This window comes from Jatrophihabitans endophyticus, from assembly GCF_900129455.1.
GTDB lineage: Bacteria > Actinomycetota > Actinomycetes > Mycobacteriales > Jatrophihabitantaceae > Jatrophihabitans > Jatrophihabitans endophyticus.
Genome location: NZ_FQVU01000001.1, coordinates 943,773 through 959,024 on the forward strand (window position 1 = coordinate 943,773; position 15,252 = coordinate 959,024).

General features: G+C 73.3%; 10 protein-coding genes. 3 read left to right on the forward strand and 7 right to left on the reverse strand.

Features of this window, described 5'->3' with window-relative positions:
* Positions 1-38 precede the first annotated feature (38 nt).
* Both BUE29_RS04475 and BUE29_RS04480 read left to right on the forward strand, forming a co-directional pair.
* On the forward strand, positions 39-1,736 hold the full coding sequence (locus tag BUE29_RS04475; protein ID WP_073386365.1) for an ABC transporter transmembrane domain-containing protein: 1,698 nt from the start codon (positions 39-41) through the stop codon (positions 1,734-1,736).
* Positions 1,733-3,553: an ABC transporter ATP-binding protein gene (locus tag BUE29_RS04480; protein WP_200800028.1), complete on the forward strand. Its 1,821-nt coding sequence runs from the start codon at positions 1,733-1,735 to the stop codon at positions 3,551-3,553. Before BUE29_RS04475 ends, BUE29_RS04480 begins: the two co-directional genes overlap by 4 nt.
* Here the strand turns inward: BUE29_RS04480 and BUE29_RS04485 are convergent.
* The 7 genes from BUE29_RS04485 to BUE29_RS04510 all read right to left on the reverse strand — a co-directional run bounded on the left by BUE29_RS04485 (position 3,487) and on the right by BUE29_RS04510 (position 11,915).
* Positions 3,487-6,057 (reverse strand): sensor histidine kinase, encoded by a 2,571-nt coding sequence (locus BUE29_RS04485; RefSeq protein ID WP_407657316.1) that lies wholly within the window; start codon positions 6,055-6,057, stop codon positions 3,487-3,489. The two genes, BUE29_RS04480 and BUE29_RS04485, sit on opposite strands and share 67 nt — an antisense overlap.
* 62 nt (positions 6,058-6,119) lie before the next feature.
* Positions 6,120-7,025, reverse strand: coding sequence for a potassium-transporting ATPase subunit C (locus BUE29_RS04490; RefSeq protein WP_073386370.1), 906 nt, complete (start codon positions 7,023-7,025; stop codon positions 6,120-6,122).
* 3 nt (positions 7,026-7,028) lie between these two features.
* Positions 7,029-9,149, reverse strand: a complete 2,121-nt coding sequence (gene kdpB / locus BUE29_RS04495; RefSeq protein ID WP_073386373.1) for a potassium-transporting ATPase subunit KdpB — start codon at positions 9,147-9,149, stop codon at positions 7,029-7,031.
* Positions 9,146-10,810 (reverse strand): potassium-transporting ATPase subunit KdpA, encoded by a 1,665-nt coding sequence (gene kdpA / locus BUE29_RS04500; RefSeq protein WP_200800029.1) that lies wholly within the window; start codon positions 10,808-10,810, stop codon positions 9,146-9,148. Before kdpA ends, kdpB begins: the two co-directional genes overlap by 4 nt.
* Positions 10,810-10,899, reverse strand: coding sequence for a potassium-transporting ATPase subunit F (locus BUE29_RS23025; protein WP_084180677.1), 90 nt, complete (start codon positions 10,897-10,899; stop codon positions 10,810-10,812). The genes kdpA and BUE29_RS23025 overlap by 1 nt, the downstream gene beginning before the upstream one ends.
* A complete protein-coding gene (locus tag BUE29_RS23360) occupies positions 10,896-11,021 on the reverse strand; it encodes a hypothetical protein (RefSeq protein WP_268766566.1) in 126 nt (41 codons plus the stop codon). The genes BUE29_RS23025 and BUE29_RS23360 overlap by 4 nt, the downstream gene beginning before the upstream one ends.
* Positions 11,022-11,156: 135 nt before the next feature.
* Positions 11,157-11,915 carry a helical backbone metal receptor gene (locus BUE29_RS04510; protein WP_073386378.1) on the reverse strand — a complete coding sequence of 253 codons (759 nt, stop codon included), beginning with the start codon at positions 11,913-11,915 and terminating at the stop codon, positions 11,157-11,159.
* A gap of 79 nt (positions 11,916-11,994) precedes the next feature.
* On the opposite strand from BUE29_RS04510, the gene icmF reads away from it, so the two are divergent.
* Positions 11,995-15,252 (forward strand): fused isobutyryl-CoA mutase/GTPase IcmF, encoded by a 3,258-nt coding sequence (gene icmF / locus BUE29_RS04515; protein WP_143167968.1) that lies wholly within the window; start codon positions 11,995-11,997, stop codon positions 15,250-15,252.

Below are 15,252 nucleotides of genomic sequence, written 5' to 3' on the forward strand. Positions count from 1 at the left end.
GAGGTAAGGCATACCTAAGAGAGGCTTTCCGCGTGCGCATGACGGCATGGGCGGTGTTGCGCCGCATGCTCCGGCGCCGCCGCGGCCCCCTGACTGCGTCCTACCTGCTGCACGCGGTGTGGGCGACGAGCGAGGCGCTGGTCCCCGTCGTCATCGGCGCGGTGATCGACCGCGGCATCCTCACCGGCGACGGCGGTCGGTTCGTGCTGTGGCTCGGCGTGCTGGCCGCCCTCATGCTCGTGCTCAGCCTCGGGTACCGCTTCGGCGCGCAGATCGGCGCCCGCGCCAGCGAGACCGAGGCGCACGAGCTGCGCGCCGAGATCGCGGGTCACGTCCTGCACCCGCAGGGCGTGCGGACCGACCGGCTGCCGGGCGAGACGCTGTCGCTGGCCACGTCCGACGCCGACCAGGTGGGATTGCTGCTGCGGATCGTCGCGTTCGCGCTCGCGTCCCTCACCGGCGTCGTCGTCGTCGCGGTCTACCTGCTGCGCGTGGATCTCGGGCTGGGCCTGCTCGTGCTCGTCGGGGTGCCGGTCACCCTCGGCGCGGTCCAGCTCGTCACCCCGCTGGTGTCGCGTCGCACGGACGCCCAGCAGGAGCTCGTCGCCAGTGCCACCGGGGTCGCGACCGATCTGCTCGCCGGGTTGCGGCCGCTCAAGGGCATCGGCGGCGAGGCCGCGGCGGTCGCGCGGTACCGCCACGCCAGCCGGGCCGCCCGCGACGCCAGCACGAGCACCGCCCGCGCCTACGGCTACCTGTTCGGCCTCTCGACGCTGCTCAGCGGGGTGCTGCTCGCCGTCGTCGCGCTGGTCGCCGGCCGGTTGGCCCTGCACGGCGAGATGACTCTGGGCGAGCTCATCGCGGTGGTGGGGTTGACGCAGTTCCTCGCCGAGCCGATGAGCGGGCTCGGCCACATCAGCGCGTTCGCCGCGTCGGCGCACGCGTCCGCCGGCCGGATCGCCGCGTTCCTCGCCGCCCCGCGCCTGGTCGTGGCCGGCGAGACCGACACCCCCGCCGCCGAGGCCGGCCTCGAGCTGACCGGCCTCGCCGTCGGACCGTTGCGCGAGCTGACGCTGCGGACCGCGCCGGGCCGCTTCACCGCCGTGCACGTCGACGATCCGGCCGCCGCCGACGCCCTCGTCGACGTGCTGAGCGGCACCCGGCTGCCCGAGGCCGGGTACGTCCGCGTCGGCGGCACCGACCTGCACGCCCTCAGCATCGCCGCGCGTCGTGCCGCCTACGTCGTCAGCCCGCACCACGCCCACCTGGTCGAGGGCACGCTCCGCTCGACCGTCGACCCCGACGGCCGGCTCGCCCCCGATGCACTGGCCGACGTCCTGCGCGCCTCGGCAGCCGACGACGTCGTCGCGCTGCACGACCGCGGCCTGGACGCCCCCGTCGCCGCGTCGGGCAGCACGCTGTCCGGCGGGCAGCGGCAGCGGCTCGCGCTGGCCCGCAGCCTCGGCACCGCCACCCCGCTGCTGGTGCTCCACGACCCCACCAGCGCCGTGGACGCCGTCACCGAGCGCGACATCGCCGCCGGCGTGCGGGCCCTGCGGCACGGCGCTCCCGGCAGTCACGGTGCGCTCGCCACCGTGGTGATCACCGCGAGCCCCGCCTTCCTCGACCAGGCCGACGAGGTGGTGACGGTGCGCGACGGCCGCACGACCGGCCGCGGCACGCACCGCGAGCTGCTCGCCCGCGATCCGGCCTACCGCGCGGCGGTGCTGCGGTGACCGCCGTCGTGGCCGACCGGGACGCGACCGGCGAGCCGGTCGGGACCGCCCGAGACATCCTGCGCATCGCGCCGGCCGGCGAGACCGCGCGGCTGACGTGGCGGCTGCTACGGCGCCGGCCCGGCGCGCTGGTGGTCACCGTCCTCGCGTTCGCCGGGACGGGCCTGGCGGCGCTGGTCGCGCCGTGGGTGCTCGGTCTCGTCGTCGACGCCGTGCGCGAGCACCGCGACACCGCGACCATCACCCGCTACGCCGTCGTCGTCGCGGCCGCGGCCCTGCTCGGCGGGGTGCTGACCGCGGTGTCGACGGCGGCACTGGCACGCGCCACCGCCCCGGCGTTGGCCGAGCTGCGCGAGGACGTCCTCGATCGCGCGGTGCACCTCGACACCGCGCGCCTCGAGGCCGCCGGGGCCGGCGACGTGCTGTCCCGGGTCGGGGACGACGTGCGGACGGTCACGACCTCGCTGAACGACGTCGTGCCGCAGCTGATCAGCTCGCTGGTCGTCACCGCCTTCACCGGTGTCGGGCTGGTCGCGCTCGACTGGCGGCTCGGCCTCGCCGGCCTCGCCGCCGCGCCCTGCTACGCGCTGGCGCTGCGGTGGTACCTCGGCCGCTCCGGAGCGCTCTACGCGCGGCAGCGGGTGGCGCAGGGCGAGCGCGCGGAGGCGCTCGTCGCGGGCATCCACGGCGCGCCGACCCTGCGCGCGTTCGGTCGCGAGGACGCGCAGCTCGCCCGCGTCCGGCACCACTCCCGCCACGCCGCCGATCTCGCCGTCGAGGTGTTCACGGTGATGATGCGCTTCGGTGGCCGGTGCAACGCCAGCGAGCTCGCCGGGCTCGTCCTCGTCCTCGGCGCCGGCTTCCTGCTCGTGCGCGCCGGCGCCGGCACCGTCGGCGAGGCGACGGCGGCCGCGCTGTACTTCCATCGCCTGTTCAACCCGATCTCGGGGCTGCTGTTCGCCTTCGACGAGATCCAGTCCAGCGGCGCCTCGCTCGCGCGGATGGCCGGCGTGGCGTCGCTGACCACCGCGCGGCGGTCCGCCGACGTCCCGGCACACGACGCGCCGCTGCGGCTGCTGGGGGTCGGGCACTCCTACGTCGACGGCATCGCGGTGCTGCGCGACATCGACCTCGTCGTCGCACCGGGCGAGCACGTCGCCGTGGTCGGCGCCACCGGCGCGGGCAAGACGACGCTGGGCGCGATCGCCGCCGGGCAGCTGACCCCCACCCGGGGCGAGGTGCGTCTCGGCGACGTCGCGGCGGCCGGGATCGACGAGCAGGTGATGCGCCGCCACATCTGCGTCGTCAGCCAGGAGCTGCACGTCTTCGCCGGGACGCTGGCCGAGAACCTGCGGCTGGCCCGGCCGGCCGCCACCGCCGTCGAACTGCGCGCCGCGCTGGAGCGCGTCGGTGCGCTCGGCTGGGCCGACGCGCTCACCGACGGGCTCGACACCGTCGTCGGCGAGCACGGCGCGCCGCTCACCCCGGCCCGGACGCAGCAGCTGGCCCTGGCGCGCGTGGTGCTCGCCGATCCGCCCGCCGTCGTCCTCGACGAGGCCACCGCCGAGGCCGGCTCCTCCGGCGCCCGGCAGCTGGAGATCGCGGCGCTCGCCACCATCGCCGGGCGGACCGCCATCGTCGTCGCCCACCGGCTGACGCAGGCCGCGGCGTGCGACCGCGTCCTCGTCCTCGACGCCGGACGCGTCGTCGAGGAGGGCAGCCACGACGAGCTCGTCGCCGCCGGCGGCGCCTACGCGCGGTTGTGGGGAGCCTGGTCCGGCACCGACGGCACCGACGGCACCGACCCGCCGCGCTGACGCCCCGGCAGCGCGACCGGCAGCGCGACGACGGCGGTGAGGCCGCCACCGGGGGTGTCCTCGAGCGAGAGCGTCCCGCTCATCGCATCGGTGAACCCGCGGGCGATGGCCAGGCCGAGCCCGACACCGGCGCTGTGCGGCGTGGCGTGGTCCTCCCGACGCTGGAACGGCGCGAAGACGCGGTCCCGGTCCTGCTCGGGGATGCCCGGTCCCGCGTCGGCGATCCGCAGCTCGACGGTGTCGGCGTGGGTGCTCGCGGCGATGCGCACCGGGGCGCCGGGTGGGCTGTAGCGCAGCGCGTTCTCCACCAGGTTCGCGACGACCCGTTCCAGCAGGCCGGCGTCGGCGGTGACCTCCGGCAGGCCGCCCGGAACGTCGACGACGACCCGACCCGTGTCCGGGCCGACGCCGCCGGCATCGAGGGCATGGCCCACGACGTCGTCGACGCCGACGGCCGCGAGCCCGATCGGCAGCACACCGGCCTGCACGCGGGACAGGTCGAGCAGGTTCGTGACGAGCGCCGTCAGCCGGTCCAACGAGTCCTCGGCGGTCTCGAGGAGCTCGCCACGGTCGGCCTCGCTCCACCGCACCTCGCGGCTGCGCAGGCTCGACACGGCCGCCTTGGCCGCGGCGATCGGGGTCCGCAGGTCGTGACTGACCGCGTTGAGCAGCGCGGCGCGCATCCGGTCGGCCGCGGCGAGGGGTGCGGCGGCCGCCGCAGCCGCGGCGAGCTCGCGCTGCCGGTAGGCCAGCGCCACCTGGCCGGCGAACGCCGCGAGCAGCCGTTGGTCGGCCGCGGCGAGCGTCCGACCGGCGAGCACCAGCATCAGCCCGTCCCCCACCGCCGCCTCGGCGTCGGCGTCGTCGGGACGCAGGCACGGGTCGACCCCGATGCCCGCGACGTAGGACCACGTTCCCCGGGTGCCGCTCGGCGACGCCGCCCGCCGGCCGCCGTCGCTGGCGGGCGCATCGTCCTCGCGTCGCAGCAGCGCGACGCTGCGCATCGCGAACGTCTCCTGCACGCGGGTCAGCAACGCGGGCAGCGCCTCCTCGCCGCGCAGCACGCTGCCGGCGAGCGCGGCCAGCGTCTCGGCCTCGGCGTTGGAGCGGGTCGCCTCGGAGCTGCGGCGGGCCGCGGAGTCGACGACCCGGCTGACGAGCACGGCGATGACCACGAAGGCGACGAGCGCGAACGCGTTCTCCGGCTCCGAGATCGTCAGCCGGTGGGTCGGCTCGACGAAGTAGTAGTTGAGCAACAGGCCGGCGGCGAGGGCCGTGCCCAGGGCCGGGTAGAAGCCGCCGACGAGGCTCACGATCACCACCACCAGCAGGAACAGCAGCAGCTCGGTGCCGAAGCCCAGGTCGTCGCGGACGACGGCGCAACCGGGGACGAGCAGCGCGAGCAGCGCGACCGCGGTGAGCACGCCGGCGAGCCGTCGACGGGCGGTCAGGCCGTGCGACGGCACCGGCAGCCGGCGGCCCTTGCCGACGAAGTCGTGACCGACGACGTGCACGTCGATCGCCCCGGACAGCCGGGTGATGGTCATGCCCGTCCCCGGGCCGCCGAGCCCGGCCACGACCGGGTGGCGTCGACTGGCCCCGATGACGATCTGCGTCGCGTTCTTGGCGCGCGCGAAGCCGAGCACCGCCGCGGCGACGTCCTCCCCCGCGACCGAGTGGTACGAGCCGCCCAGCGACTCGACGAGCAGCCGCTGCCGCTCCAGATCGGCGAGGCTGGCGCCGGCCAGTCCGTCGCTGCGCACGATGTGCACGGCGAGCAGGTCACCACCGGCGACCCGGGCGGCGATCCGTGCGGCCCGGCGGATCAGCGTCTCGCCCTCGGGGCCGCCGGTCAGCGCGACCACGATCCGCTCGCGCGTCTCCCACGTGGCGTCGATGCCGTGCTGGTCGCGGTAGCGCTGCAGGCCGTCCTCGACGCTGTCGGCGAGCCAGAGCAGGGCGAGCTCGCGCAGCGCCGTGAGGTTGCCGTGCCGGAAGTAGTTCGCCAACGCGGCGTCGACCTTGTCGGGCCGGTAGACGTTGCCGTGCGACATCCGGCGGCGCAGCGCCTGCGGCGTCATGTCGACGAGCTCCACCTGCTCGGCCGCGCGCACCACGGCGTCGGGCACGGTCTCGCGCTGCGGCACGCCGGTGATGGCCTCGACGACGTCGTTGAGCGACGCGAGGTGCTGCACGTTGACCGTGCTGATGACGTCGATGCCGGCCTCGAGCAGGCGCTCGATGTCCTGCCAGCGCTTCTCGTGCTCGCTGCCGGGCACGTTGGTGTGGGCCAGCTCGTCGACCAGCGCGACCTCGGGCCGGCGGGCCAGCACGGCGGTGAGGTCGAGTTCGGGCAGCCGCGTCCCGCGGTAGGTGATCGTGCGGCGCGCGACGACCTCGAGACCGGCGACCCGCGCCGCGGTGTGGGGACGGCCGTGCGTCTCCACGAACGCGACGACGACGTCGGTGCCGCGCTCGCGCCGCCGGTGCCCCTCGTCGAGCATGGCCACCGTCTTGCCGACGCCGGGCGCGGCCCCGAGGTAGACCCGTAGCGTGCCCCGCCCGGTCACGGCCCCGACTGTCGAGCGCCGGCGTACGGATAGCGCTCGTCGAGCGCGGCGTTGACCCGCAGCACGTTGACGACCGGTTCGCCCAGGAAGCCGAGATCCCGACCGGACCGGACGTCGGCGACGACGGCGGCCACCTGCGCCACCGTGATGCCGCGGGCCGCGGCGATGCGGCGTTCCTGCAGCGTCGCGTACGCCGGCGAGATGGTCGGGTCGACGCCCGACCCGCTCGCGGTGACCGCGTCGGCCGGGACGACGGGATCGGCAGGGGCGTCGCCGCGGATCGGGGTGATCGTGCCCTTCGCGTAGTCGCCGCCGGCACGGGCGCACTCCACCGGCACGCCACGGTAGGTGCGCAGGAACGGCGTCGCCGGGCAGGCCTCGTTGACGCTCACGACCCGCGTGACGCGGCCCCGGTGGTCCGCACCGGACCGGAACACCGCGAGCACGGCCCCGACCCCGCCGGGCGTGCAGTACGGCCGCCGGCCGTCGACGTGCTCGAGCATCCCCACGTCACGACTTCGGGTGCAGACCTGGGTGAGCAGGCTGGGACTGCCCTCGTCCGCCTTCACCGACGGGTCGGGCAGCGTGTCGACGACCGACTCCGGTCCGAGGTTCGACGCCCCGGTGGCGGTGGGGTCGTAGCCGCCGGCGGAGGGTCGCGGCTGCAGGTACTGCACCAGCGGATCACCGTCCTTCGTGGTGAAGGCCTGGCCGATCAGCGCCGACCCCACCGGCCTGCCGCCACGCGTGACGACGGAGCCGTCGGCGCGGTGCTGCAGGCCGGGCAGCTGGGCCGCGGCCCAGACGGCGAGCGGATAGGCGATGCCCAGGACGACCGTGAACACCAGCAGCATCCGCAGTGCCGCCGAGAGTTGCCGAAGGGTGTTGCCGACAGTGCGCATGGTTCACCGGATCCCGGGGACGAATTGGACGACGAGGTCGATGGCCTTGATGCCGAGGAACGGCGCGACGATGCCCCCGAGGCCGTAGACCCAGAGGTTGCGGCGCAGCATCGCGGCCGCACTGGAGGGCGTGTAGCGCACACCGCGGAGCGCGAGCGGGATCAGCGCGACGATCACGAGCGCGTTGAAGACGACCGCGGACAGGATCGCCGACTGCGGCGAGTGCAGCCGCATGACGTTGAGCGTGTCCAGGCCCGGGTACACGACCGCGAACATCGCCGGGATGATCGCGAAGTACTTCGCGACGTCGTTGGCGATCGAGAACGTCGTGAGCGCGCCGCGGGTGATGAGCAGCTGCTTGCCGATCTCGACGATCTCGATCAGCTTCGTCGGGTCGGAGTCGAGGTCGACCATGTTGCCGGCCTCCTTCGCCGCCGAGGTGCCGCTGTTCATGGCCACGCCGACGTCGGCCTGGGCGAGGGCGGGCGCGTCGTTGGTGCCGTCGCCGGTCATCGCGACGAGCTTGCCGCCCTCCTGCTCGCGTTTGATCAACGCCATCTTGTCCTCGGGCTTGGCCTCGGCGAGGAAGTCGTCCACGCCGGCCTCGTCGGCGATGGCCCTGGCCGTCATCGGGTTGTCGCCGGTGATCATCACGGTGCGGATGCCCATGCGCCGCAGCTCGGCGAAGCGTTCGCGCATGCCCTGCTTGACGACGTCCTTGAGGTGGATGACGCCCAGCACCCGCGCCGCTCCACCGGCCGGGCGCTCCGCCACCACGAGCGGCGTCCCGCCGCCGGCGGAGATGCCGTCGACGATGCCGCCGACGTCCTCGGCCACCGTGCCGCCGGACTCGCGGACCCACTGCAGCACCGCCCCTGCCGCTCCCTTGCGGATCTCGCGTCCGTCGACGTCGACGCCGCTCATGCGCGTCTGCGCGGTGAAGGGGACGAACGTGGCGTTCCCGAGCTCCCCGGCCCGCCGCTCGCGCAGGCCGTACGCGGTCTTGGCGAGCCCGACGACGGAACGTCCCTCGGGGGTCTCGTCGGCGAGGGAGGACAGTTGCGCGGCGTCGGCGAGCTGTTCGTTCGCGACGCCGTCCACGGGCACGAACTCGGCCGCCTGCCGGTTGCCGAGCGTGATGGTGCCGGTCTTGTCGAGCAGCAGCGTGTCGACGTCACCCGCGGCCTCGACGGCGCGGCCGCTCATGGCCAGCACGTTGCGCTGGACCAGCCTGTCCATGCCGGCGATGCCGATGGCCGACAGCAGCGCGCCGATCGTGGTGGGGATCAGGCACACGAGCAGCGAGACCAGCACGATGCCGGTGATGCCGTGCCCGTCGAGGGCGGCACTGTCGGCGATACCGGGCTGGTCGGCCTTGGCATAGATCGCGAGCGGCTGCAGGGTCACGGTCGCGAGCAGGAAGATGATCGTCAACGAGGCGAGCAGGATGTTCAGCGCGATCTCGTTCGGCGTCCGCTGCCTGCTCGCACCCTCGACGAGGCCGATCATGCGATCGATGAAGCTCTCCCCCGGCTTCTGGGTGATCTCGACGACGATGCGGTCGGACAGCACGCGGGTGCCGCCGGTGACCGAGCTGCGGTCACCCCCGCTCTCGCGGATCACCGGGGCGCTCTCGCCGGTGATGGCGGACTCGTCGACGCTGGCGATGCCGTCGATGACGTCGCCGTCACCGGGGACGAGGTCGCCCGCCTCGCAGACGACGCGGTCACCCTGGCGCAGTTGCGGTGCCGGCACCTGCTCCTCGCGCCCGTCACCGGTGAGCCGCCGCGCCACGGTGTCGGTGCGGGCCTTGCGCAGGGCGTCGGCCTGCGCCTTGCCGCGGCCCTCCGCGACGGCCTCGGCGAGGTTGGCGAACAGCGTGGTCAGCCAGAGCCACCCGACGATCAGCCAGGCGAACACCGACGGGTCGCCGATCGCGATGACGGTGGTGAACACGGCGCCGACCTCGACGAGGAACATGACCGGGTTGCGGTAGAGCGTCCGCGGGTCGAGCTTGCCGACCGCGTCCGGCAGCGAGCGCCAGAGCTGCCGCGGGTCGAGCAACCCGCCCTGGACGCGATGGGAGGACGCGGGCTGCGCAGCCCGCTCGAGCGTTGCGGTCATCGGTGCAGGCCTTCTGCGAGCGGCCCGAGGGCCAGGGAGGGGAAGTAGGTGAGGGCGACGACGACGACCGTCACGCCGAACAACATGCCGACGAACAGCGTCTTGTGCGTGGGCAGCGTGCCGTCGGAGACCGGGACCGGTCTCTGGCGCGCCAGCGACCCGGCGAGGCCGAGGACGAAGATGATCGGCAGGAAGCGGCCGAGCAGCATGGCCAGGCCGAGCGCGTAGTTGAACCACACGGTGTTGACGCCGATCCCCGCGAACGCGCTGCCGTTGTTGTTGCCGGCCGACGTGAACGCGTAGAGCACCTCGGTCAGCCCGTGCGGCCCGGTGTTGAGCATCGCCGCGCGTTGGCCGGGCAGCGCCATGGCGAGGGCGGTGCCGGTGAGCACGACGGTCGGCGTCGTCAGCAGGTACAGGGACGCGAACTTCATCTCGCGACCGCCCAGCTTCTTGCCCAGGTACTCCGGCGTCCGCCCCACCATGAGGCCGGCGACGAAGACGGTGACCACCGCGAGGACGAGCATCCCGTACAGCCCGGAACCGGTGCCGCCGGGTGCGATCTCGCCGAGCATCATGTTCAGCAGCGTCATCGCGCCACCGAGGCTGGTGTAGGAGTCGTGGAAGCTGTTGACCGCGCCCGTCGACGTCAGCGTCGTCGCGGCGCCGAAGACCGCGGACTGCCCCACCCCGAAGCGCGATTCGGTGCCCTCCGTCGCGGCGCCCACCGCCGTCGGCACGGTGCCGTGGTGCAGGCCCTGGAACACGACCGTCAACGTCACGCTGATCACCGCGATCAGCGCCATCACCGCGAGGATCGCGCGGCCCTGGCGGTGGTCGCCGATCAGGTGGCCGAAGGTGCGCGGCAGCGAGAATCCGATCACGAGGATCAGGAAGACCTGCAGCCAGTTCGTCCAGGCCGTGGGGTTCTCGAACGGGTGGGCGGAGTTCGCGTTGTAGAAGCCGCCGCCGTTCGTCCCGAGCTCCTTGATGGCCTCCTGCGAGGCGACGGGCCCACCGGTGAGCGTCTGGGTGCCACCGGTCAGCGTCGTCACGTCCGTGTAGTGGTGCAGGTTCTGGATCATGCCGGCGCCGACGAAGACGAGCGCGAAGACGACGGAGATCGGCAGCAGCACCCGCAGGTTGATCCGGGTGATGTCGACCCAGAAGTTGCCGAGCGTGTCGGCGCGGTTGCGGCCGAAGCCGCGGATCAGTGCGGCGACGACGGCGATGCCGACGGATGCCGACACGAAGTTCTGTACCGCGAGACCGGCCATCTGCACGACGTAGCCGAGCGCGCTCTCCCCCGAGTACGACTGCCAGTTCGTGTTGGTGACGAAGCTGGCCGCGGTGTCGAAAGCCTGGTCCGCCGTCATCTTCGCGACGCCGAACGGCGGCCAGAAATGCTCCTGCAGCCGGAGGAACAGGTAGAGGAACAGCACGCCGACGACGCTGAAGGCGAGCACCGCGCGCAGGTAGCGCCACGTCGACTGCTCGGCGTCGGGGTCGACGCCCGAGGCCCGGTAGGCCACCCGCTCCACCGCGAGGTGCCGTGTGCTGGTCAGCACGCGGGCCAGGTAGTCACCGAGGGGCTTGTGCGCGGCGGCGAGGGCCGCGACGAGGGTGGCGACGAAGAGCACCACCGACAGGCTCTCGGGCATCAGAACCTCTCGGGGAACAGCAGCGCCGCCACCAGGAAGGCGGCGAACAGGAGCGCGAGCACGAGCCCGATCGCGTTGACGGCGTTCACAGCTTCTCGGCCCCCCTCGCGACGAGCGCCAGCAGCAGGAAGACACCGACCGTCACCAGGACGGCCCACAGGTCGGACACGAATCGCTCCATCGACACCGAGCCCGACCGCAGCCCTCTCACCGCACGTCGGGGCCGCCCGGATCGGGCGGCTCAGCCAGTGAACGGCGCGAACCCCGGCTCCCGGGGCCGATCGGGGCCGTCCTCACGCGATCCTCGCGCCACCCTCACCGCGTCGACACGACGCGGCGGTGACCGTCAGCCGACGGCGGCCGCGAGCGCCGCGCGGGCGACGACGAGCGACGGCCCGTACCAGGTGAGCAGGCGCCCCTCGACGAGCGGGCACGCGACGCCCGGGAACGCCTCGGGACCGTCGTCGGCGGTGAACCGGTAGGGCTCGTCGGGCAGCAGGACGAGGTCGGGTCGGTGCGCCCCGATCGCGTCGAGCTCGACGCGTGGGTAGCGCTCGGCCGCCTCGCCGAAGACGTTCACCAGGCCGAGCCGGGCGACGACGTCGCCGGTGAAGGTCTGCGACCCGACGACGAGCCAGGGGTCGCGCCACACCGGGACGACGGCGCGGCGGCCGGTCACGACCGGCGGCTCGGCCCAGACCGCGTCGGCCTCGCCCAGCCACGCCGGGACGTCGGTACCCAGCGCCTCGGCGAAGAGCCGGCGCAGCGAGCGGAACGCGTCGTCGAGGGAGCGGATGTCGGTGACCCACACCGCCACGCCGGACTCCCGCAGCCGCCGCACGTCGAGCTCGCGGTTCTCCTCGCGATTCGCGATCACCAGGTCGGGGCGCAGCGCGCGGATCGCGGCGAGGTCGGGGTTCTTCGTCCCCCGCACCCGCGTCACGGCGAGGTCGGCGGGGTGCGTGCACCAGTCGGTGGCGCCGACGAGCGCATCGGCGGCGGCCGACGCCGCGATCGCCTCGGTGAGCGACGGCACCAGGGAGACGAGCCGGTGGGGCGAGCCGACCGTGACAGGCTGGCCCAGGTCGTCGGTGATCCGCACCATGGGTGGTATCGCTACTCCTCGGTAACCATGATCCTGACACCAGCGAGTTTACTAGGACGTCCTACTATTTGGAGGCATCGTGTCCGTGCCGCTGCACGTCCCGTCGCGTCCGATCCGCGTCGTCACCGCGGCCGCGCTGTTCGACGGCCACGACGCCGCGATCAACATCATGCGACGCATCCTGCAGGCCCAGGGCGCGGAGGTCATCCACCTCGGCCACAACCGGGGTGTCGACGAGGTCGCGATCGCCGCGGTGCAGGAGGACGCGGACGCCGTCGCGATCAGCTCCTACCAGGGCGGGCACGTCGAGTACTTCGAGTACCTCGTGCAGACGCTCGCCGAGCGCGGCGCCGGGCACATCCGGGTGTACGGCGGGGGCGGCGGCACGATCGTGCCCGAGGAGATCGAGCGGCTGCACCGCGCCGGCGTCGCCCGCATCTTCTCCCCCGAGGACGGCCAGCGCCTCGGCCTCGCCGCCATGGTCAACACCATCCTGCGCGAGAGCGACGTCGCGCGCCCCCGCGACCTCCCGCCCACCGACGCGATCGCCAGCGGCTCGGTCGACGCGCTCGCGCGGGCGATCTCGGCCATCGAGGCCGGCGCGCGTCCGGGCGACGAGCTGGTCGCGCAGGCCGCGCGGAGCTCGGCCGCGGTGCTCGGCATTACCGGCACCGGCGGCGCGGGCAAGTCGTCGCTGACCGACGAGCTCGTCCAGCGGCTACGGCTCGACCAGGCCGACAAGCTGCGGACCGCGGTGCTGGCCATCGACCCGAGCCGCCGACGCGGTGGCGGCGCACTGCTCGGCGACCGCATCCGCATGAACAGCCTCGGTGACGACCGCGTCTACTTCCGCTCGCTCGCCACCCGCGACAGCGGCTCCGAGGTCCCGAACGGGCTGCCGGACATGATCACCGCCTGCAAGGCGGCCGGCTTCGACCTGGTGATCGTCGAGACGCCCGGCATCGGGCAGGGCGACTCCGCCATCCACGACATCGTCGACCTCTCGCTGTACGTGATGACCGCCGAGTTCGGCGCGGCGTCGCAGCTCGAGAAGATCGAGATGCTCGACATCGCCGACGTCGTCGCCATCAACAAGTTCGAGCGGCGCGGGTCGGAGGACGCGCGGCGCGACGTCGCGCGTCAGCTGGTGCGCAACCGTGAGGCGTTCGGCAGCAGCTGGGAGGACATGCCCGTCTTCGGCACGTCGGCCGCGAGCTTCGACGACGACGGCGTCACCGCGCTGTACCTGCACCTGCGCGACGAGCTCGCCGGCCGCGGCCTGCCGGTCACCGAGGGGTTCCTGCGCCCGGTCACCGGCCGCACCTCCACCGGCGTGTGGACGGCGGTGCCCGCCGATCGCGTCCGCTACCTCGGCGAGGTGGCCGAGACCGTCCGCGCGTACCACGACCGCACCCGGCGCGACGCCGAGCTGGCCGGCCGCTGCGAGCTGCACGACCGCGCGGTGCGCGCCCTCGCCGACCTCGACCCCGACGCGGCCCCGACGGCCGCCGCGGTCGCCACCACGACGGACGTCCTCGCCACGCTGGCCGACGCCGCGCGGGCGGCGATGTCGCCGGCCTCCGTCGCACTGCTCGACGCGTGGCCCGAGGTGCGCCGCTCCTACGAGGGCGACGAGCAGGTGGTCGTCGTCCGCGATCGCGAGCTGCACACCACGCTGCGGCGACAGACGCTGTCGGGCAGCTCCGTCCCGCGCGTCGCGCTGCCCCGCTTCGACGACGCCGGGACGCTGCTGCGCTTCCTGCGCTCGGAGAACCTGCCCGGCCGCTTCCCCTTCACCGCCGGCGTCTTCTCCTTCAAACGCGACAACGAGGACCCCGCCCGCATGTTCGCCGGCGAGGGCGACGCGTTCCGCACCAATCGTCGCTTCCACCTGTTGTCCGAGGGCCAACCCGCCACGCGCCTGTCGACCGCCTTCGACTCGGTCACCCTCTACGGCCGCGACCCCGGGGAGCGTCCCGACGTGTACGGCAAGGTCGGCACCTCGGGGGTCTCGATCGCGACGCTCGACGACATGGCGGCGCTGTACGCCGGCTTCGACCTGATCGCGCCCACGACCTCGGTGTCGATGACCATCAACGGCCCCGCACCGACCATCCTGGCGTTCTTCCTCAACGCCGCGATCGACCAGCAGGTCGAGGCGTTCACCGCCGAGCACGATCGCGACCCGGACGGCGCGGAGCGCGAGCAGCTCGCGGCGCGGGTGCTGTCGACCGTCCGCGGCACGGTGCAGGCCGACATCCTCAAGGAGGACCAGGGTCAGAACACCTGCATCTTCTCCACCGAGTTCAGCCTGCGCATGATGGCCGACATCCAGCAGTGGTTCATCGAGCACGGCGTGCGCAACTTCTACTCGGTGTCGATCTCGGGCTACCACATCGCCGAGGCGGGAGCGAACCCCATCACGCAGCTGGCGTTCACGCTCGCGAACGGGTTCACCTACGTCGAGTCCTACCTGGCCCGCGGCATGGCGGTCGACGACTTCGCCCCCAACCTGTCGTTCTTCTTCTCCAACGGCATGGACGCCGAGTACACCGTCCTCGGCCGGGTGGCGCGCCGCATCTGGGCGGTCGCGATGCGCGACCGGTACGGCGCGAACGAGCGGTCGCAGAAGCTCAAGTACCACGTGCAGACGTCCGGCCGGTCGCTGCACGCGCAGGAGATGTCCTTCAACGACATCCGGACGACGCTGCAGGCGCTGTGCGCCCTCTACGACAACGCCAACAGCCTGCACACCAACGCCTACGACGAGGCGGTCACCACGCCGTCGGCCGAGTCGGTGCGTCGCGCGCTGGCGATCCAGCTCGTCATCAACCGCGAATGGGGCCTCGCGCTCAACGAGAACCCGTTGCAGGGCTCGTTCGTCGTCGACGAGCTCACCGAGCTCGTCGAGGACGCCGTGCTCGCCGAGTTCGACCGCATCACCACGCGCGGTGGTGTCCTCGGCGCGATGGAGACCGGCTACCAGCGCGGCCGCATCCAGGACGAGTCGATGCTCTACGAGCAGCGCAAGCACGACGGCTCGCTGCCGATCGTCGGGGTCAACACCTTCCTCGCGCCCGAGACCGACGAGCCGCCGCGCGCGCTCGAGCTGGCCCGCGGCACCGACGCCGAGAAGACGTCGCAGCTGCGGCGGCTCGCCGAGTTCCAGACCGCCCACCGCGACGAGGCCGAGGAGGCGCTCGTGCAGCTGCGCCGCGTGGTCGTCGACGGCGGCAATGTCTTCGCCGAGCTGATGTCGGCCGCGCGGGTGTGCTCGCTCGGCCAGCTGACCGAGGCGCTGTTCGAGGTCGGCGGCCGGTACCGGCGCAACGTGTGA